General features: G+C 73.2%; 18 protein-coding genes. 13 read left to right on the plus strand and 5 right to left on the minus strand.

Features of this window, described 5'->3' with window-relative positions:
• Positions 1-3: 3 nt before the first annotated feature.
• The 9 genes from OG455_RS01275 to OG455_RS01315 all read left to right on the plus strand — a co-directional run bounded on the left by OG455_RS01275 (position 4) and on the right by OG455_RS01315 (position 8,154).
• Entirely contained in the window at positions 4-429 is a 426-nt protein-coding gene (locus OG455_RS01275) for a cupin domain-containing protein (protein WP_266289219.1), read from the plus strand.
• Positions 426-1,694: a beta-ketoacyl synthase gene (locus OG455_RS01280; RefSeq protein WP_266289221.1), complete on the plus strand. Its 1,269-nt coding sequence runs from the start codon at positions 426-428 to the stop codon at positions 1,692-1,694. The genes OG455_RS01275 and OG455_RS01280 overlap by 4 nt, the downstream gene beginning before the upstream one ends.
• Positions 1,691-2,947 (plus strand): beta-ketoacyl synthase N-terminal-like domain-containing protein, encoded by a 1,257-nt coding sequence (locus OG455_RS01285; RefSeq protein ID WP_266289223.1) that lies wholly within the window; start codon positions 1,691-1,693, stop codon positions 2,945-2,947. Before OG455_RS01280 ends, OG455_RS01285 begins: the two co-directional genes overlap by 4 nt.
• 70 nt (positions 2,948-3,017) lie before the next feature.
• Positions 3,018-3,275 (plus strand): acyl carrier protein, encoded by a 258-nt coding sequence (locus OG455_RS01290; protein WP_266289225.1) that lies wholly within the window; start codon positions 3,018-3,020, stop codon positions 3,273-3,275.
• Positions 3,276-3,277: 2 nt separating this feature from the next.
• Positions 3,278-3,763, plus strand: a complete 486-nt coding sequence (locus tag OG455_RS01295) for an SRPBCC family protein (protein ID WP_266289227.1) — start codon at positions 3,278-3,280, stop codon at positions 3,761-3,763.
• A gap of 132 nt (positions 3,764-3,895) precedes the next feature.
• Entirely contained in the window at positions 3,896-4,228 is a 333-nt protein-coding gene (locus OG455_RS01300; protein ID WP_266289229.1) for a TcmI family type II polyketide cyclase, read from the plus strand.
• Positions 4,229-4,293: 65 nt separating this feature from the next.
• Positions 4,294-6,087, plus strand: coding sequence for an acetyl-CoA carboxylase, carboxyltransferase subunit beta (accD, locus tag OG455_RS01305; RefSeq protein WP_266289232.1), 1,794 nt, complete (start codon positions 4,294-4,296; stop codon positions 6,085-6,087).
• A complete protein-coding gene (locus OG455_RS01310) occupies positions 6,084-6,683 on the plus strand; it encodes a biotin/lipoyl-containing protein (RefSeq protein ID WP_266289234.1) in 600 nt (199 codons plus the stop codon). Before accD ends, OG455_RS01310 begins: the two co-directional genes overlap by 4 nt.
• 55 nt (positions 6,684-6,738) lie before the next feature.
• A complete protein-coding gene (locus tag OG455_RS01315; RefSeq protein ID WP_266289236.1) occupies positions 6,739-8,154 on the plus strand; it encodes an acetyl/propionyl/methylcrotonyl-CoA carboxylase subunit alpha in 1,416 nt (471 codons plus the stop codon).
• Between the two features lie 104 nt (positions 8,155-8,258).
• Here the strand turns inward: OG455_RS01315 and OG455_RS01320 are convergent, their stop codons facing one another.
• Positions 8,259-9,254, minus strand: coding sequence for a methyltransferase (locus OG455_RS01320; protein ID WP_266300621.1), 996 nt, complete (start codon positions 9,252-9,254; stop codon positions 8,259-8,261).
• A gap of 160 nt (positions 9,255-9,414) precedes the next feature.
• Positions 9,415-10,482, minus strand: coding sequence for a nitrous oxide reductase family maturation protein NosD (locus tag OG455_RS01325; RefSeq protein ID WP_266289238.1), 1,068 nt, complete (start codon positions 10,480-10,482; stop codon positions 9,415-9,417).
• A 441-nt stretch (positions 10,483-10,923) separates the two neighbouring features.
• Here OG455_RS01325 and OG455_RS01330 point away from each other — a divergent pair, with 441 nt between their 5' ends.
• Positions 10,924-12,852, plus strand: a complete 1,929-nt coding sequence (locus tag OG455_RS01330) for an APC family permease (protein ID WP_266289240.1) — start codon at positions 10,924-10,926, stop codon at positions 12,850-12,852.
• Between the two features lie 41 nt (positions 12,853-12,893).
• Here the strand turns inward: OG455_RS01330 and OG455_RS01335 are convergent, their stop codons facing one another.
• Complete coding sequence (locus OG455_RS01335) at positions 12,894-13,535, minus strand: DUF998 domain-containing protein (RefSeq protein WP_266289242.1); 642 nt, start codon at positions 13,533-13,535, stop codon at positions 12,894-12,896.
• 312 nt (positions 13,536-13,847) lie between these two features.
• Here OG455_RS01335 and OG455_RS01340 point away from each other — a divergent pair, with 312 nt between their 5' ends.
• Positions 13,848-14,069 (plus strand): hypothetical protein, encoded by a 222-nt coding sequence (locus OG455_RS01340; protein WP_266289244.1) that lies wholly within the window; start codon positions 13,848-13,850, stop codon positions 14,067-14,069.
• 99 nt (positions 14,070-14,168) lie between these two features.
• Here the strand turns inward: OG455_RS01340 and OG455_RS01345 are convergent, their stop codons facing one another.
• Entirely contained in the window at positions 14,169-14,822 is a 654-nt protein-coding gene (locus OG455_RS01345) for a TetR/AcrR family transcriptional regulator (protein WP_266289246.1), read from the minus strand.
• A 147-nt stretch (positions 14,823-14,969) separates the two neighbouring features.
• Here OG455_RS01345 and OG455_RS01350 point away from each other — a divergent pair, with 147 nt between their 5' ends.
• On the plus strand, positions 14,970-15,932 hold the full coding sequence (locus OG455_RS01350) for an alpha/beta hydrolase (protein ID WP_266289248.1): 963 nt from the start codon (positions 14,970-14,972) through the stop codon (positions 15,930-15,932).
• Positions 15,933-16,034: 102 nt separating this feature from the next.
• On the opposite strand, the gene OG455_RS01355 is transcribed toward OG455_RS01350, so the two are convergent.
• Positions 16,035-16,649 (minus strand): hypothetical protein, encoded by a 615-nt coding sequence (locus tag OG455_RS01355; RefSeq protein WP_266289250.1) that lies wholly within the window; start codon positions 16,647-16,649, stop codon positions 16,035-16,037.
• Between the two features lie 264 nt (positions 16,650-16,913).
• Between OG455_RS01355 and OG455_RS01360 the strand changes: the two genes are divergently transcribed.
• Positions 16,914-18,938 carry a glycoside hydrolase family 6 protein gene (locus OG455_RS01360; RefSeq protein ID WP_266289252.1) on the plus strand — a complete coding sequence of 675 codons (2,025 nt, stop codon included), beginning with the start codon at positions 16,914-16,916 and terminating at the stop codon, positions 18,936-18,938.
• Positions 18,939-18,986 lie beyond the last annotated feature (48 nt).

An 18,986-nucleotide genomic window follows, 5' to 3' on the forward strand; every position in this document is an offset into this window, starting at 1 on the left:
CCCGTGACCAGTCAGCCCGTACGCATCGTGCACCTCGACGAGACGCAGCCCAACCGCCGCCGCGGTGGCGACCTGCGCGCCATGCTCACCCCGACCACGGTCGGCGCCACCAGCGGCTTCATGGGCCTGGCGATCATCCAGCCCGGCGACCGGATCGGTGAGCACTACCACCCGTACTCCGAGGAGTTCGTCTTCGTCGTCAGCGGCGAGCTGGAGGTGGACCTGGACGGCGTCGCGCACTCGCTGCGGCCCGAGCAGGGCCTGATGATCCCGCGCGACATGCGGCACCGGTTCCGCAACGTGGGCGCCACCGAGGCCCGGATGGTCTTCCACCTCGGTCCGCTGGCGCCCCGGCCCGAACTCGGCCACGTGGACACCGAGGACACCGAGGACAGCCGGGACGCGACCCCGTCGGGAGTCGGCGCGTGACCCGGCGGGTGGCGGTCACCGGGCTGGGCGTGGTCGCGCCCGGCGGCATAGGGGTGCGTGCCTTCTGGGACCTGCTCACCGCGGGCCAGACGGCGACGCGCGGGATCACGCTCTTCGATCCCGCCGGGTTCCGCTCCCGGATCGCCGCCGAGTGCGACTTCGACGCGCTGGCCTGCGGGCTCGACCCGCAGCGGGCCGAACGCGCCGACCGATACGTGCAGTTCGCCTTGGCAGCGGCCGGCGAGGCGGTCCGCGACTCGGGCCTGGACATCGGTCTGCAGGACCCCTGGCGGGTCGGCGTGTCACTCGGCTCGGCCGTCGGCGGCACCACCCGCCTGGAGCACGACTACGTCGCGGTCAGCGCCGGTGGCGACCGCTGGGACGTGGACCACCGCGGCGCCGGACCGCACCTGCACCGCGCCTTCTCCCCCAGCGCGCTGGCCTCCGAGGTCGCCGAGGAGATCGGCGCGCACGGCCCGGTGCAGACCGTCTCCACCGGGTGCACCTCCGGGCTGGACGCGGTGGGGCACGCCTTCCACGCCATCGCCGAGGGCAAGGCCGACATCATCGTCGCCGGGGCCTCGGACTCGCCGATCTCCCCCATCACGGTGGCCTGCTTCGACGCGATCAAGGCCACCTCGACCCGCAACGACGACCCGGCCCACGCCTCCCGTCCGTTCGACGCGGAGCGTGACGGCTTCGTGCTGGGCGAGGGCGCCGCCGTGCTGGTGCTGGAGGAGCTGGAGCACGCCCGGGCCCGCGGCGCCCGGGTCTACTGCGAGATCCGCGGCTTCGCCACCTTCGGCAACGCCTACCACATGACCGGCCTGACCACCGAGGGCCGGGAGATGTCGGAGGCGATCGACCGGGCCTTGGAGCAGGCGCAGCTCGACCCCACCGACGTCGACTACGTCAACGCCCACGGCTCGGGCACCAAGCAGAACGACCGGCACGAGACGGCGGCCGTGAAGCGCTCGCTGGGCGCGCACGCCTACGCGGTCCCGATGAGCTCGATCAAGTCGATGGTCGGCCACTCGCTGGGCGCGATCGGCGCCATCGAACTGGCCGCCTGCGCCCTCGCGCTCACCCACGGCGTGGTTCCGCCGACCGCCAACTACGAGACGCCGGACGCCGAGTGCGACCTCGACTACGTGCCGCGCACCGCCCGCACGGCGCGGTTGCGCACCGTGCTCTCGGTCGGCAGTGGCTTCGGCGGCTTCCAGTCCGCCGTGGTCCTCACCCGCGATGACGGGAGGTCGCGATGAGCGGCTCGAACCGGCGGTCGACCCGCCGCCAGGTGGCGCTGACCGGGCTGGGCGTGGTCGCGCCGAGCGGCGTGGGCACCGACGCCTTCTGGAAGGCGGTCCAGCAGGGCACCGCCTTCCTCGCCCCGGTCTCCCGCGAGGGCTGCACGCACCTGCCGCTGCGGGTGGCCGGCGAGGTGCGCGGCTTCGACCCGGCCGGGCTGATCGAGGACCGCTACCTCGTGCAGACCGACCGCTTCACCCACTTCGCCATGGCCGCCGCCGAACTCGCCCTGGAGGACGCCCAGCTGCGGACCGACCAGGAGCGGCCGTTCGGCATCGGCGTGGTCACGGCGGCCGGGTCCGGCGGCGGCGAGTTCGGCCAGGGCGAGTTGCAGAACCTCTGGGGACAGGGGCCGCACTTCGTCGGCCCGTACCAGTCCATCGCCTGGTTCTACGCCGCCAGCACCGGCCAGATCTCCATCCGCGGCGGCTTCCAGGGCCCGTGCGGGGTGCTGGCCAATGACGAGGCCGGCGGCCTGGACGTCTTCGCGCACGCCGCGCGGGCGATCCGGCACGGGACGGACGCCGTGGTGGCCGGCGCCACCGAGGCCCCGCTCGCCCCCTACTCGGTGGTCTGCCAGCTCGGCTACCCGGAGCTGAGCTTGTCCGCCGACCCGCGGCGCGCCTACCTGCCGTTCACCGACGAGGCCTGCGGGTTCTCGCCGGCCGAGGGCGGGGCGATGTTCGTCCTGGAGGACGAGGAGACGGCACGACGGCGCGGGGCCCGGGTCCGGGCGGTGGTCGCCGGCCACGCCGCGACCTTCACCGGCACCGGCGGCTGGGAGCGGTCCCGGCAGGGGCTGGCCCGGGCGATCGCGGGCGCGCTGGCGGAGGCCGACTGCGCGCCCGACGAGGTCGACGTGGTCTTCGCCGACGCGCTGGGCATCCCGGCCGCCGACCAGGCCGAGGCGCTGGCGATCGCCGACGCGCTCGGACCGCACGGCGCGGAGGTCCCGGTGACCGCGCCCAAGACCGGATTCGGCCGCGCCTACTCGGCCGCCTCCGCGCTGGACGTCGCCGCCGCGGTGCTCGCCCTGGAGCACGGCACCGTGCCGCCGACGCCGAACATCACGGAGGTGCGGCACGACCTCGACCTGGTCACCGGCCACGCCCGCCGCGCGCCGCTGCGCACCGCCCTGGTGCTCAGCCGCGGCCTGATGGGCTGCAACTCGGCCCTGGTGCTGCGGCGCGACACCGACGACCGGAGCTGAGCGCGCCCGCGCCGCCGCCCTCCGCCCTCCCGCCCCCGGATTCCCCCGCTGCCCTGAAGGAGACCCCCGCATGAACGGCCCCGTGACCTTCGACGAACTCGCCCTGCTGATGAAGGCCCGAGCGGGTCTGACGGTCGACCCCGACCAGCTGGAGGGCGCGCCGGACACGCCCTTCGAACAGTTCGGCCTCGACTCGCTGGGCCTGCTCGGCATCGTCTCCGAGCTGGAGAACCGCTACGGCCGGTCGATCGGCAACGAGCCGGAGAGCTGCAAGACCCCGGCCGACTTCCTCACCCTCGTCAACGACCAACTCTCCATCGGAGCCTGAAAATGACCGGACACACCGAGAACGAGATCCTGATCGCCGCCCCGCTCGGCCTCACCTGGGACCTGACCAACGACCTGGAGCGCTGGCCGCAGCTCTTCAGCGAGTACGCCTCGGTCGAGGTGCTCAACCGGCAGGGCGAGAAGGTCACCTTCCGGCTGACCATGCACCCCGATGAGAACGGCACGGTCTGGAGCTGGGTCTCCGAGCGCGAGACCGACCGGGCGGCGCGCACCGTGCTGGCCCGCCGGGTGGAAACCGGCCCGTTCGAGCACATGGACATCCGCTGGGAGTACCAGGAGGTCCGCGGCGGCACCTCGATGCGCTGGATCCAGGACTTCGCGATGAAGCCCACCGCCCCGGTCGACGACGCCGGGATGACCGACCACATCAACCGCAACTCCAGGATCCAGATGGAGCTGATCAGGGAGAAGGTCGAGCGGCACGCCCGGGAGCACGGCCACGACACCCCCGTGCCCGTGCCCAGCTGAGCGCCACCCGCCGACCCGCACCCACCAGCCCGCACCTGTCGGCCCCGGCACCCACCGCCGCGGGCCCCCACCGCTCAGCCGCCCGGCGCGCACCGCCCGGCACCCGCACCAGAGAACGAAGGGACGCGACCCATGCATCGCGCTCTGATCGTCGCCCGGATGAAGACCGGCGCCGCCCCGGAGATCGCCAGGACCTTCGCGGACTCCGACCGCGGGGAGCTCCCCCAGCTGATCGGGGTGACCAGCCGCAGCCTCTTCCAGTTCGGCGACCTCTACCTGCACCTGATCGAGTCCGAGCGCCCCCCTGGGCCCGAGGTGGCCCGGCACAAGGGCCACCCGGACTTCGTGGACGTCAGCGAACGGCTGGCCGCGTACGTCCAGGCCTACGACCCGCAGACCTGGCGGGAGCCGAAGGACGCGATGGCCCAGGAGTTCTACCGCTGGGAACGCGGCAGCACCGCATGACCACCCGGCTCGGGCGGCCGAGCGGTGGCGATCAGGCCGGACGTCAGGCTGGAAGGACAACTCCCATGGTCGAGGTGGAGAGTGCGCCGATCGACCCGGCACCCCCCTGGGTGCGGTGCGATCGGTGCGTCACCCTCATCTACGGCAAGCGCTTCAGCCGGGCGCTGCAGGTCTGCCCCGACTGCGGGTCGCACGCCAGGCTCACGGCGCACCAGCGGCTGGACCAGCTGCTCGATCCGGGCTCGGCGCAGCCGCTCGACCACGTCGACTGCGTGAGCGACCCGCTCGGCTTCGCCGACACCCAGCCGTACCCCGACCGGCTGCTGGCCGCGCGGGCCGCGACGGGGCTGCACGAGGCGGTGCTCTGCGTGCGGGGCACCATCGAGGGCCGGCCGGTGGTGGTCGCGGCGATGGACTTCCGCTTCCTGGGCGGCAGTCTCGGCTGCGGGGTCGGCGCGATGATCACCGAGGCGGCCCGGACCAGCCTGCACTCGCGGCTCCCGCTGCTGCTGGTCACCGCCTCGGGCGGGGCCCGGATGCAGGAGGGCGTGCTCTCGCTGATGCAGATGGCGAAGACCTCGCAGGCGCTCGCGGAACTCGACGAGGCCGGGATCCTGGTCCTCTCGCTGGTCACCGACCCGACCTTCGGTGGCGTGGCCGCCTCGTTCGCCACCCTGGCGGACGTGATCATCGCCGAGCCCGGCGCCCGGCTCGGCTTCGCCGGGCCGCGGGTGATCGAGCAGACCATCGGCGAGAGCCTGCCGGCGGGCTTCCAGACCGCGGAGTTCCTGCTCGACCACGGGCTGGTCGACGGCGTGGTGCCACGAGCCGGGCTGCGGGCCACCCTCGCCCAGCTGCTGAGCCTGCACTCCGGCGCGGCCGACGGACCAGCCGACGGACCAGCGGACCGACCAGCGGACCGACCAGCGGACCGACCGGCGGACCGACCGGCGGACGAAGCGGCCGCCGCGCCGGTGGAGGCGCTGGTGGAGGCGCCGGAGGCGCCGATCCTGCGCAGCGCCGAGCAGCTGCCGCGCACCGAGGCCTGGACGGCCGTGCGGCTGGCCCGCCATCCCGAGCGACCCACCACGCTGGACTACGCGGCGCACCTGCTGGACGGCTTCCGCGAGCTGCACGGTGACCGGATCGCCGAGGACTGCCCTGCCGTGGTGGGCGGCCCGGGTCGGCTGAACGGACGGTCGGTCATGCTGATCGGACATCAGAAGGGCGGCGACGACCTCCTCGAACGCCAGCGCCGCAAGTTCGGCATGCCGAGCCCCGGCGGCTACCGCAAGACCGCCCGGCTGATGCGGATGGCCGCCAAGCTGGGCCTGCCGGTGGTGACGCTGATCGACACGCCGGGCGCCAACCCGGGGCCGGACGCGGAGCGCGGCGGCCAGGCGGTGGCCATCGCCGAGAACCTGCGGCTGATGGCCCGGCTGCCGGTGCCGATCGTCGCCGTGGTCACCGGGGAGGGCGGCAGCGGCGGCGCGCTGGCGCTGGCCGTCGCCGACCGGGTGCTGATCTGCGCCAACGGCATCTACTCGGTGATCAGTCCCGAGGGCTGCGCCGCCATCCTCTGGAAGGACGCGGAGGCCGCGCCGGCCGCGGCCACCGCCCTGCGCGTCGACGCCAGGGAACTGCTGCGCCTCGGTATCGTCGACGGGGTCGTGCCCGAGCCGCCCGGTGGTGCGCACACCGATCACCCGCAGGCTGCGCTCCTGCTGGGCCGGGCCGTGGCCGCCGCCCTGACGGAGCTCGAGCCGTGGGAGCCCGCCCGGCTGCTGAGCGAGCGCCGCAGCCGCTTCCACCGCTTCGGGCTGGACAGCGTCCCGACTGCTGAAGGAGGTGCCCAGTGAGGCCAGAACGTGCGGAGTGGGAACGCCGCGAGTTCCACCGGCGCGAGGAGGACCGCAACGAGGCCGGCCACGGCGAGGACGAGCGCGCGCAACCGGCATCCGGCGCCGTGCTGGACGCGGTGTGCCGCAACGTGGCGCGCCTGGCCAAGGCCGCGCCGACCCCGCCCCGGCGGATCAGCGTGCGCGACGGACAGGCGAGCGTCGAGATCGAATGGCCCGAGGCCGCCGGTCAGGCCGGCCCCGCGCCACTGGTGGGCGCCGCGGCACCGGCGGACGGGCCCAGCGGCGGCCCGACGGGTGAGGAGCAGGACGCGCTCGACTACGTCCGGGCCCCGATGGTCGGCACCTTCTACCACGCCGGTTCGCCGGAGGCGGCGCCGTTCGTACGGATCGGCGACCTGGTCCGACCGGGTCAGCCGGTGGGGGTCCTGGAGGCGATGAAGATGATGAGCACCATCACGGCGGCCGTCGGCGGCCGGGTGGTGGAGGTGATCGCGCCCAACGCCCACCCCGTGGAGTTCGACCAGCGCCTGATCGCGCTCGAACCCGTCGGCGCAGGCGAGCATCCGGACGATGCCGCCGCCGCGGCCGGCTAGCACGCGGCACGCGGCAGGCACCGGCGAGGTCGTCCCCAGCACCGAGGTGAACTCCATGTTCGAAACCGTTCTGATCGCCAACCGCGGGGAGATCGCCCTGCGGGTGGCCCGCGCCTGTCGCGAACTCGGCATCCGGACGGTGGCGGTGTACTCGACTGCCGACCGCGACTCGGCCGTGGTCCGCTTCGCCGACGAGGCGGTGCACATCGGGCCGCCACCCGCGAAGGCCAGCTACCTCAGCGTCCCCGCGATCATCGAGGCCGCGCTGCAGACCGGCGCGCAGGCCATCCACCCCGGGTACGGCTTCCTCTCCGAGGACCCGGACTTCGCGGAGATCTGCGAGGCCAACGGGATCGTCTTCATCGGACCGCCCGCGCAGGTGATGCAGCAGCTCGGCGACAAGGCGGTGGCCCGGACGCTGATGGCCGAGGCCGGGCTGCCGGTGCTGCCCGGCAGCACCGACGCGCTGACCTCGGCGGCCGAGGCCAAGCAGCTGGCCCAGCAGGTCGGCTACCCGGTGATCCTCAAGGCGGTCGCGGGCGGCGGCGGTCGCGGCATGGCCGTGGTGCGCGAGGCCGACGGCCTGCGGCTCGCCTACGCCGAGACCCAGGCCCACGCGCGGGCCGTCTTCGGCGACGAGCGGCTCTACCTGGAGCGGTTCGTCGAGGACGCGCGGCACGTGGAGGTACAGGTGCTCTGCGACCGGCACGGCACCGCGATCCATCTGGGCGAGCGGGACTGCTCGGTGCAGCGCCGGCACCAGAAGCTGATCGAGGAGTCACCGGCGCCGGAACTGCCGCCGGCCCTGCGCGAGGCGATGTGGGCGGCCGCGGTGCGCGGCGCGTCGGCGGTCGGGTTCGTCGGGGCCGGTACCTTCGAGTTCGTGCTGACCCCGGAGCACGAGTTCTTCCTGATGGAGATCAACTGCCGCCTGCAGGTGGAGCATCCGGTCACCGAGCTGGTCACCGGGGTCGACATCGTGCGTGAGCAGATCAACGTCGCCGCCGGCCTGCCGCTCTCGGTCCGCCAGGAGGAGGTCAGCTGCCGGGGCGTGGCGCTGGAGTGCCGGGTCAACGCCGAGGACCCCGCCCGGGAGTTCGCGCCGGCGCCGGGGCTGCTCACCGAGTTCGTGCCGCCCGGCGGCCCCTTCGTGCGGGTCGACACGCACGCCTGTCCGGGCTGGCGGATCGGGCCGGACTACGACTCGCTGCTGGCCAAGGTGGCGGTCTGGGCCCCGGACCGCGAGCAGGCGGTGGCCCGGATGGACCGGGCGCTGGGCGAGTTCCGGGTGGCCGGCGCGGGTGTCCGCACCACGCTCGGCTTCCTGCGCACGACACTGGCGCACCCGGTCTTCCGGGCCGCGCGGCACACCACCGGGCTGGTCGCCACGATGGCCGAGGAGGCCGACGCGGCGGCAGCGGCGGCTGCCGAGGCGGCGGCCCGCGCTCCGGTGGTCGCCCCCGTCGGCTGAGAGTGCCGGCCCCGCCCCACTCCCCCGGACGCCGAACGGCGCCGACCGCGCATTCCGCGGTCGGCGCCGTTCGGCTGTCAGGCCCGTCAGGCCCGTCAGGCCCGTCAGGCCGGCACGGTGCAGTCGAAGGCGTGCAGGTAGGCGTTGACCGGCCGGATCTCGCCGATCGTCAGGCCCGCCTCGGTGATCAGCGAGACCAGGCTCTCCTTGGTGTGCTTCGCGCCACCGACGTTGAGCAGCAGGAGCAGGTCCATGGCGGTGGTGAACTTCATCGACGGGCTGTCGTCCACCAGGTTCTCGATCACCAGGACCCGGGCACCGGGGCGCGCGACCGCCAGCACGTTGCGCAGGGTGCGGCGGGTGCTGTCGTCGTCCCACTCCAGGATGTTCTTGATGATGTACATATCGGCCTGGATCGGCACCTCGTCGCGGCAGTCGCCCGGCAGCAGCTGGACCCGGTCCGCGAGCGCGCCGCCCTCACGCAGCCTGGGGTCGGCGTTCGCCACCACCGTGGGCAGGTCGAGCAGGGCGCCGCGCAGCTCCTGGTAGCGCTCCAGCAGGCCGGCGAGCACATGGCCCTGGCCGCCGCCGATGTCCACCACGGAGGTGACGCCGGTGAGGTCGACGGACCGCGCGATGTCCTCGGCGGACTGCCGGCTGGAGTGGGTCATCGCCTGGTCGAAGACCCGGGCCGAGTCCGTCGCGTCGTCGTGCAGGTAGTCGAAGAACTCCTTGCCGTACAGGTCGGGGAAGACGCTGGCGCCTGACCTGACCGCGTCGTCCAGCCGCGGCCAGGCCTCCCAGGTCCAGGGCGCGGTGCACCAGAGGGCGATGTAGCGCAGGCTGTCGGTGCTGTCCTCGCGCAGCAGCCGGGACATCTCGGTGTGCGCGTAGCGGCCGTCCGCGTGCTCGGTGAAGATGCCGTAGCAGGACAGCGCCCTGAGCAGCCGGGCCAGCGGACGCGCCTCGATGCCCAGCGCGGCCGCCAGCTCCTCGGCGGTCGCCGGGGTGTCCGCCAGCGCGTCGGCGACCCGCAGGCCGGCGGCCGCGCGCACGGCGGCCGCGCAGGCGGCTCCGAAGACGAGCTCGCGCAGCCGCATCGCCGGAGTGCCGGGGGACGGGTGGGGGGAGGCGGTGGGGGAGGTCGTGGCGGGGGTGGTGGAAGGTGCGGAGGTCATGGCGCCGCCGTTCTCTCGGTCGTTCCGTCGGTCGTTCTGTCGGTCGGTCGGTCGGTTCGGGTGGGGGCCGGCCCCGGGGCGCTCAGCACCGGCCGGCGGGCTCGGAGGTGCGGCAGGTGTTGCCGGTGAAGGTGTTGCCCGCGCCGCCGTCCCGGTCGGCGAGGTCGGCGGGCCCGTTGTCGGCGGCGTGGTTGTCCGCGATGCTGTTGCCGGTGCTGGGGCCGCCGACGTAGCTGCGGAAGAGCACGATGCCGCCGGAGAGCGGCGAGGCGCCGACGTTGCCGTCGACCTCGTTCCGGGTCACCACGGTGTCCTCGACCCCGGTCAGCACGATGCCGCTGCCCTGGATGAAGGGCAGCCGGTCGTTGGTCGGGCAGTACTTGTTGTTCCGGTCCACCCGGTTGTGGCGCACGGTCAGGGCACCGGCTCGCGGGCGGTTCTCGTCGCCGACCACGAAGACGCCGCCGCAGTTGCCGGTGATCGTGTTGCGCTCGACGGTCAGGTCCCGCAGCCGCCGGACCACCACGCCCATCCGGTTCCCGGTGAGCCGGTTGCCGCTGATCACCGCTCCCTGGGTGTCGATGGCGCCGCCCTCGCCGTAGGCGATGTTCGCCAGGAAGATCCCGGCCTCACCGTTGCGGCGGGAGTCGTTGTCCTCGAACCGTCCCCGGATGGACTTCTCCTGGCTGATGCCCTCCTCGCCGTTCTCCTCGGCGAGCACGCCGCGCACGGTCAGCCGGTCGGTCTCGGAGGCCGAGATCCCGTTCTTCGGGAAGCCCGAGACGGCCAGCGACTCGATCCGCACATCGGTGAGCCGCTGCCCGGCCGTTCCGGTGACGCAGAGCCCGTGCCCGGCCTGGGCGCACGCGTTCGCCGAGCCGGCGGGACCGGGTGTGAGGACGGTCTGCGGGCCGGTTCCGCGCAGCTTCAGGCCCTGCGTGCCGATCTGGACGCTCCCCTGGTAGCGGCCCGGCAGGACGAGGACGGTGTCGCCGGGACGCGCGGCGTCCACGGCTCGCTGGATCGACTCGCCCGGGTGGACGACGTGGACGGCGGGGAAGGTGGCGGCATGGGCGGGCGCGGCGGCCGCCAGCGCGAGGAGAAGGCCGGCGGTGGCACCCACCAGCCGGCGGGCCCGTCGTACGGGCATGGTCCCAACCTGCTTTCCCGGACCCGGGGCATGGAGTCTCCGTGCTCAGCGACGGACCGGATGGCAGTCCGACGGCGACGCCGGGCCCGGTGCCCGGCTGCGCGTGTCCGTTGAATCGAAGCTATGGGCGGTGGTCACTGTGCGCCACTTGATACTCACGCACCGGTGCGCCCGGTTGCCGGACAACCGGGCGCCCGGTCTTGGCGAGATCCTGACGCCCTGCCGATTGACTCCCGGGCCACCGTTGAATCGGCCACGACCGGCAGCCCGCTGCCGCGGCCACCGCCCCGCCGGGAACTGCCTGGTCAGGCGGCCGGCAGCGGCGGGCGGCCGGTGCCGTCGGGCCGCCCGGCCATCATGACGAGTTCCTGACGGTGGCCTCCTTGACTTCGAGGGCCCCCGGCCGCGAAGCCCCTCGACGCTGGGCATACGATGCCCCGCATGCCTTCGACGCTTGGACTCATGAAGCGGCTGCTCGTCGGCCAACCGATGCACAACGAAATGCTCGGTGAGGCCACCCTGCCGAAGAAGATCGCGCTGCCGGTCTTCGCCTCCGACGCGCTCTCCTCGGTCGCCTACGCGACCGAGGAGATCCTGCTGGTGCTGTCCGCCGGGGGCGTGGCCATGTTCCACTTCACCTGGTGGATCGCCGCGGCGGTCGGCCTGCTGATGCTGGTCGTGGTGGCCTCCTACCGGCAGAACGTGCACGCCTACCCCTCCGGTGGCGGTGACTACGAGGTGGCCACCACCAACCTGGGGGCGAAGGCCGGTCTGACCGTCGCCAGCGCGCTGATGGTGGACTACATCCTCACCGTCGCGGTCTCGGTCTCCTCCGGGGTCGCCAACCTCGCCTCCGCCTTCCCCGCCCTCAACAGCCACGTCGTGCTGATCTCGGTGCTGGTCATCGCGGTCATCACGGTGCTCAACCTGCGCGGCGTCCGGGAGTCCGGAACGGCCTTCGCGGTGCCGACCTACCTCTTCATCGCCTCGATCGTCGTGATGATCGGCTGGGGGCTGTTCAAGATAGCCACCGGCCACCCGCTGCACGCCGAGAGCGAGAACTACCAGATCAGGGCCACCGGGACGTTCGGCGGCTTCGGACTGATCTTCCTGCTGCTGCGCGCCTTCGCCTCCGGCTGCACCGCGCTGACCGGCGTCGAGGCGATCAGCAACGGCGTGCCCGCCTTCAAGCCCCCGAAGAGCAAGAACGCCGCCACCACGCTGGCGCTGCTCGGCGCGATCGCCGTGTCGATGTTCGCCGGTGTCACCGCGCTGGCGCTGGCCGGCCACGTGCACGCGGCCGACGCCGCCGACCTGATCGGCGTGCCGAACGGGCAGACCCCGCGCACCGTGATCGCCCAGGTGGCCCGCTCGGTCTTCGGTGACGGCTCGCCGCTCTTCTACGTGCTGCAGTTCGTCACCGCGATCATCCTGGTGCTGGCCGCGAACACCGCCTTCAACGGCTTCCCGGTGCTCGGCTCGATCCTGGCCAAGGACGGCTACCTGCCGCGGCAGCTGCACACCCGCGGCGACCGGCTGGCCTTCTCCAACGGCATCATGCTGCTCTCCGGCGCGGCGATCCTGCTGGTGCTCGCCTTCCAGGCCTCCCCCACCCGGCTGATCCAGCTGTACATCGTCGGCGTCTTCGTCTCCTTCGTCTGCAGCCAGACCGGCATGATCCGGCACTGGAACCGCCTGCTGCGCACCGCCACCGACGCGGCCCTGCGCCGGCACATGATCCGCTCCCGGGCGATCAACGCGGTCGGCGCCGGCTTCACCGCCGTCGTGCTGACGATCGTGCTGGTCACCAAGTTCGCCAAGGGCGCCTGGATCGTGGTGGTCGCCATGCCGCTGATCTGGCTGGTCATGCGCGGCATCCAGCGGCACTACGCCGCCGTCGCCCGCGAGCTGACCCCGCCGGAGGACCTGAAGGTCACCGCGCCCACCAACAACCACTCGATAGTCCTGGTCTCCAAGCTCCACCTGCCGACCATCCGGGCGCTCGGCTACGCCAGCACCACCCGCCCCAACCAGCTGGAAGCCGTCACGGTCGAGCTGGACCCGGCCGAGACCGAGGCGCTCAAGCGCGACTGGGCGGCGCGCGAGATCACCATCCCGCTGACCGTGATCGCCTCGCCCTACCGCGAGGTCACCAGCCCGGTGGTCGACTACGTGAAGCGGCTGCGCACCGAGAAGCCCAACGACATCGTCACGGTGTACATCCCGGAGTACGTGCTCGGGCACTGGTGGGAGCAGATCCTGCACAACCAGTCCGCGCTGCGGCTCAAGGGACGGCTGCTGTTCCAGCGCCGCGTGGTGGTCGCGAGCGTGCCGTACCAGCTGCAGACCGCCGTCGCCCGCGAGGCGTAGCACCGGGAGCGGTCAGGAGCGCGCGGCGCCCGGCGGGTCGGTCACCGACCCGCCGGGCGCCGCCGCGTTCGGGGGTGGACCTGCGGTCCGGTGCGCGGCCCCGGTCCGGCGTGGTGCGGGCAGGAGAGCACGACGATCAGCGGCCAGCAGGACTGGACGGTGGTCACCAGCCGTTCGGCCACACCGGCGGCGCCGTGGTGGTTCAGGGCGATCACGAACCAGAGGGCGCCGAGCAGCATCAGCACGATCACCAGGGCCGCGGGGCCGGGCCGAAGGGCCCAGGGGGCGCCACGGCGGTGGTCGACCGTCAGGCCCGGCCAGACGCAGAGCAGTGCGAAGCCCACACCGACCGTCACCCCGTGCCGCAGCGAACCGCCGTGCTGGGGCTCCTGGAACAGCGCCACCAGGATGGACGCCACGCCGCCGCCCGCCAGCGCGAGCCGGCCGGCGCGCGAGGCGGCCCGCAGGCCGAGCGCGGTGACCAGGTGGCAGGTGCCCAGACCGGCCAGCGCGGCCACCACCAGCCAGTGGCCCGGGACGTCCTGGGCCTCCAGCGAGCTGATCGTCTGGGTCGCCGGGTCGTAGCTCGGCCCGCTCAGCATGCCCACCACCACCCAGCCGAGGATCAGCACGAGGGGCGCGCAGGCCGCCGACAGCAGGGCCCACCAGGGGATGAGTCGCATCTGCCCACCGTAGGTCGCCGTCGGGCGCGCGCCCCTCGCACACGCCAGGGGCCGTGGCGCGGGAGCGACCGCGGCGCTCGGGCGGGCGGGTGGCGGGCGGCGGGCGGCGGGCGACGGGCGACGGGCGACGGGCGGCGGGCGACGGGCGACGGGCGACGGGCGACGGGCGACGGGCGACGGGCGACGGGCGGCGGGCGACGGGCGACGGGCGACGGGCGACGGGCGACGGGCGACAGTCAGATGATCGATCGACTCCATCCGTAACGCGCCTCACCGGCTGTCACATCATCAGAGGCCGACGGCACCAAGCTGGTGCTGGACCCGGCTGCCACGACGGACGACCCCAACGCCGTCAAGAGCGTGCGAGCCGAGACCGCCGAGGCGCTGCGCCCGGACGGCACCGACGTGCTGGTGACCGCGTTCAACAGCCCGGGCTTCGATGACGCGCCCACCTGCCCGGCACCGGCGCTCACCATGGACCAGCTGAAGGCGATCGCGCTCAGCCCCAAGTGGCCTGCTGCGCCCTGGAAGTGAAGCAGGTAGCGGCCCGGACACCCCCGGCGGGGTGTCCGGGCCGCATCGCGCTCGTGATCCGGCGCGCCAGGGGATCCGGCACGTCAGGGCATCCGCGCGTCAGGGGATCCGGGCCTCGATATGGGCGAGGTGGGCGGCGAGGATCTCTTCGAACGCGGCGCGCCGCTCCGCGCCGAGGGGGCGGATGTCGCGGGCGAAGTGGGCCAGGGCGGGGAAGCGCTCGGGGTCGGCGCCGAGCACGGCGACGCGGAACTGCTCCATGCCCTGCTCGTACTCCTCGGAGGTGATGGTGCTGATGCCGGCCTCGGAGGCGATCAGCGCGGCGAGGAGGATCACGATGCGGTGGTAGCACGCCGGGATCTCCTGGTCGGGCAGGCCCGAGGTGCGCAGGGCCTGCAGCACCTCCTCCATGACCAACCGGGATCCGGTGCCACCGGACCCGTAGCGTCCCCAGATCGCGGCGAGTTGGGGTTGCTCGCCGAAGGCCTCGCGCAGGCGGAGGCCCAGGGCGGTGATGCGCTGCTTCCAGTCGCCCTCGGGGCGGTGGCTGTCCACGGCGGCCAGCAGGACCCGGTCGGCGACCGCGCGCAGCAGTTCGGTCTTGTTGCGGAAGTGCCGGTAGAGGCTGGAGGAGTCGGTCCCGAGCGCTGCGGCGAGCTTGCGCACGCTGAACGACTCGGCGTCGCTCGTGCGCAGCAGTGCTACCGCCGTGTCCAGGATCTCCTCGGTCGACCATCGCCTGCGGCCAGTCATCTCGCCCCTCTCGTCCGGGCTCAGCCTAACTTATGCACTTGCTGTTGCACGCACCGCGCGCATAATGAGGGCAACACGCTGTCCGGCCGCAGCCGCACAGCCGCTCAGCCGCACACCCGGCGTCCGGCCGGGAGGGGAGAAGGAAGCATGAGCGAGACCGCTACCGCCGCACGGCCGTTGGAGCCGGACTTCTCGGCGATCACGACCGAGGAACTCCGCGCCTACCGCGACGCGGAGAACCGCTTCCGCGCCTCCAGCACGGCGCGGACGATCCTCGGCGAGCCGGACCCCGGCGCCGCGGTCCACTGGCAGCAGATCGCACTGCCCCACCGCGACCTACCGGTCCGGGTGTACCGGCCGGCCCCGACCGAGGACGACGAAGCCGCCTGCCGAACCGACCTGCCACTCGTGGTCCACGTGCACGGAGGCGGCTTCGTGGGCACGGCAGTGCAGTGCGACTGGACCAACAGCCACCTCGCCGCCCACCTGCCCGCGCTCGTCGTCTCGGTCGAGCACCGCCTCCTCGCCCCCGGCAGCCCGCTCTCGGACGCCGCCGATGACGGCTGGGACGTGCTCGACCACGTGGTGCGGCAGGCCGCGCAGTGGGGCGTCGACCCGGCGCGCACGGCCGTCTTCGGCGAGAGCTGCGGCGCGCTGATCAGCGCCCTGACCGCCGTCCGGGCCAGGGAGGCGGGCCTGGAACTCAAGGCGCAGGTACTGGTGAACCCCGCAGTCGACGTGACCGGGACGATGTTCGACCACCCCTCGATCGCCGAGTACCCGTACAGCCCGACCCTGAGCCTGCCGCAACTGCGGCTCATCCAGCGGCTCGCCGTCCCGCCGGGAGGCGACGCCGGCGCGGTCTCGCCGCTGTACGCGGACGACCTGAGCGGACTGGCCCCGGCGCTCGTGGTGGTGCCCACCCACGACGCGGTCGCCGATCACGGCCGCCGCTACGCCGAGCGGCTGCGCACGGCCAGGACGCCCGTGCGGCTCTCCGAATACCCGGGCGCGAGGCACGCGTTCCTCACCCTGCCCGGCCTGGAACCACAGGCCGCTGCCGCCCGGGCGGAGATCCTCCAGTTCCTCCGCGCGGCCCTGGCGCGGTGACGACAGAAGACGTCAGCCGTCGCCCGCCCGGTAGAAACCGTCGGCTGAGCACCAGGAAGGCAGGTGAGCGACGACCCACGCGGGAGGCGCACTTCATATGGTCTAACCGAAGACGATGGCGCGGCCGCCGGCGATGCTCGTGCGGCATGCCAGGTGGAGCTGGTGCCAGGTGAAGAGCTCCGCCGCGAACGGGGCGTCGTCCGGCAGGGCGGCCAGGCGGGCCGACTCGGTCGCGTCGAGGGTGCCGTCGGCGTCGAGCCGCACGCCGATCGGGCCGGCGAGGTGGGCCAGCTCCTGGAGCAGGCCCTGGCTGGAGCCGACCATGCCGCCGCCCGGCACGCCCGACTCCGGGGGCAGGAAGAGCGGGTCGCCGAAGTCCTCGGGTATGTAGTAGCCCTCGCAGTCGGAGTGGCAGAGCAGGTGGGAGTCGAACATCAGGGTCTCCTCGTCGACCTCCGCCAGGTCGTGCCGGTACTGCTCGGGGGTGACGGACGCGGCGGGGGTGACCGGCTCGCCGAGCCGGTGCAGGGCGAGGACGCGGCGCAGCTTGGCCAGGTAGCCGTACGGGAACCCGGCGGCGAAGCGGTCGGCCGGCGAGGGCGGGGTGCGCGGCTCGCGCCAGGCGATGCCCTCGGCGGCAAGCGCCTGGTGCAGCAGCTCGAAATCGCCCTGGCTGTCCGGCTCCTGGGTGGTGCCGACGGTGAGTGAGAGTCCCATGCGCCGCACCGTAGTGCACCGCGCTGACGGGCGGCCCGGCGCCTGGGTGCCACCGGACACCCAGGCGCCTCCCGCGTGGGAGCGTGCCCACCTTTCTGCAACGGCCGCTGCGCCGAGTATTGACGAGCCTTGGCAGTCCTGGCTTGATGTTTTTCGGCACCGGTGTCATGCCCTTGCCGTCTCATGGAAGCGCTCCCACGCTTCTGCCGCTCCCCGCAAGGCGCAACCCGGGCCCATCCCACCCCCACTCGAAGGGACCCGACCGTGCCACACCCCCTGTTCCGAAGGCTGCGGACCGCCGCGGCCGCGATCGCGCTCGGCGCCGCCGCGCTGACGCCCGTGGTCGGCGCGCCGAGCGCGCAGGCCGCAACCACGACCACGACCGTGACCACGAGCGCGGCGGCGCACGTCGCCAACCCGTTCGTCGGCGCGACCGGCTACCTCAACCCCGACTACGTCGCCGAGGTCGACGCCCAGGCCGCCGCCGACGGCGGTGCCCTCGGCGCGGCCGAGACGCAGGTGGCCGCGAATCCCACCGCCGTCTGGATGGACCACATCGGGGCCATCGCGGGCGACAGCACCCACCTCGGCCTGCGGGCCCAACTCGACCACGCGCTCACCCAGGCGGCGGCCGGCAGTTCGCCGGTGGTCTTCGAGGTGGTGGTCTACGACCTGCCGGGCCGGGACTGCGCAGCCCTCGCCTCCAATGGTGAACTGCCCGCCACCAGCGCCGGGTTGGCGACCTACGAGAGCCAGTACGTGGACCCGGTCGCGGCGATCCTGAGCGACCCGCGCTACGCCGCGCTGCGGATCGCGGCGGTGATCGAGCCGGACTCGCTGCCCAACGCGGTGACCAACCAGAGCAAGCCCGCCTGCGCCACCGCCACCCCGCTCTACGAGTCGGGGATCGAGTACGCGCTGAACAAGCTGCACCCGATCACCAACGTCTACGACTACCTGGACATCGGCCACGCCGGCTGGTTGGGCTGGCCCAGCAACATGAACCCGGCCGGCCAGGAGTACGCCAAGGTCGCCAGGGCCACCACGGCCGGTTTCGCCAGTATCGACGGCTTCATCAGCGACACGGCCAACACCACGCCGACCACCGAGCCCTTCCTCGGCAACCCGGACCTGCAGGTCGGCGGCAACCCGCTGAAGTCGGCCGACTTCTACCAGTACAACCCCGAGTTCGACGAGTACGGCTACGACACCGCGATGTACTCGACCATGGTGGCCAACGGCTTCCCGAGCACCGTCGGCTTCCTGATCGACACCTCCCGCAACGGCTGGGGCGGCCCGTCCCGGCCGACCGCGCTCAACGCCGCGCCGACCACGGTGAACGGCTACGTCACCGCGAACAAGGTGGACCAGCGCCCGTTCCGGGGCGACTGGTGCAACGTCGACGGCGCGGGGATCGGCGCGCGCCCGCAGGCGCTGCCGTACGGCAGCGGCAGCCCGATCATCGCCTTCGTCTGGGTCAAGCCGCCGGGCGAGTCGGACGGCGACTACCCGACCGCGACGCACAGCCACGGCGACCCGCACTGCGACCCCGACGGCACCCAGAGCGACGGCAACGGCGGCACCTACCCGACCGACGCGATCCCCGGCTACGACATCCCGGCCGGGCAGTGGTTCGGCGCTCAGTTCCAGCAGTTGGTCCGATACGCCTACCCGTCCTTCACCACCGGCACCGGCGGTGACACCACGCCGCCCAGCGTCCCGACCGGGCTGAGCGTCACCGGCAGCACGGCCTCCGGTGTGTCACTCGCCTGGAGTGCCGCGACCGACAACGTGGGCGTCGCCGGGTACCACGTCTACCGGGGCGGCACCGAGGTCGGCAGTACCAGCGGTACCAGCTACACCGACACCGGGCTCAGCGCGGCTACCGACTACCAGTACAGCGTCAGCGCCTACGACGCGGCCGGCAACGCCTCGGCGCTCTCCGCGGCCGTCACCGCGACCACCGCGAGCGGCGGCGGGAGCGGCGGCGGCTGCACGGCGACGTACACGGTCGCCAGCGACTGGGGCTCCGGCTTCAACGCGAACGTCACGGTGGCCGACACCGGCACGGCCGCCACCAAGTCCTGGACCGTGAGCTGGACCTGGGGCGGCGCCCAGCGGATCAGCAACAGCTGGAACGCCACCGTCACCCAGAGCGGCAGCGCGGTCAGCGCCGCCAGCCTGGGCTACAACGGCGCGATCGCCGTCGGCGGCAGCACCAGCTTCGGGTTCCAGGGCAGCTACACGGGGTCCAACACCGCTCCCGTGCTGAGCTGCGCCGCGAGCTGACCGACCATCACCCCGGGGCCGGCCGGCACCACCCGCCGGTCGGCCCCC

It is taken from the genome of Kitasatospora sp. NBC_01287 (genome assembly GCF_026340565.1).
Taxonomy (GTDB): Bacteria; Actinomycetota; Actinomycetes; order Streptomycetales; family Streptomycetaceae; genus Kitasatospora.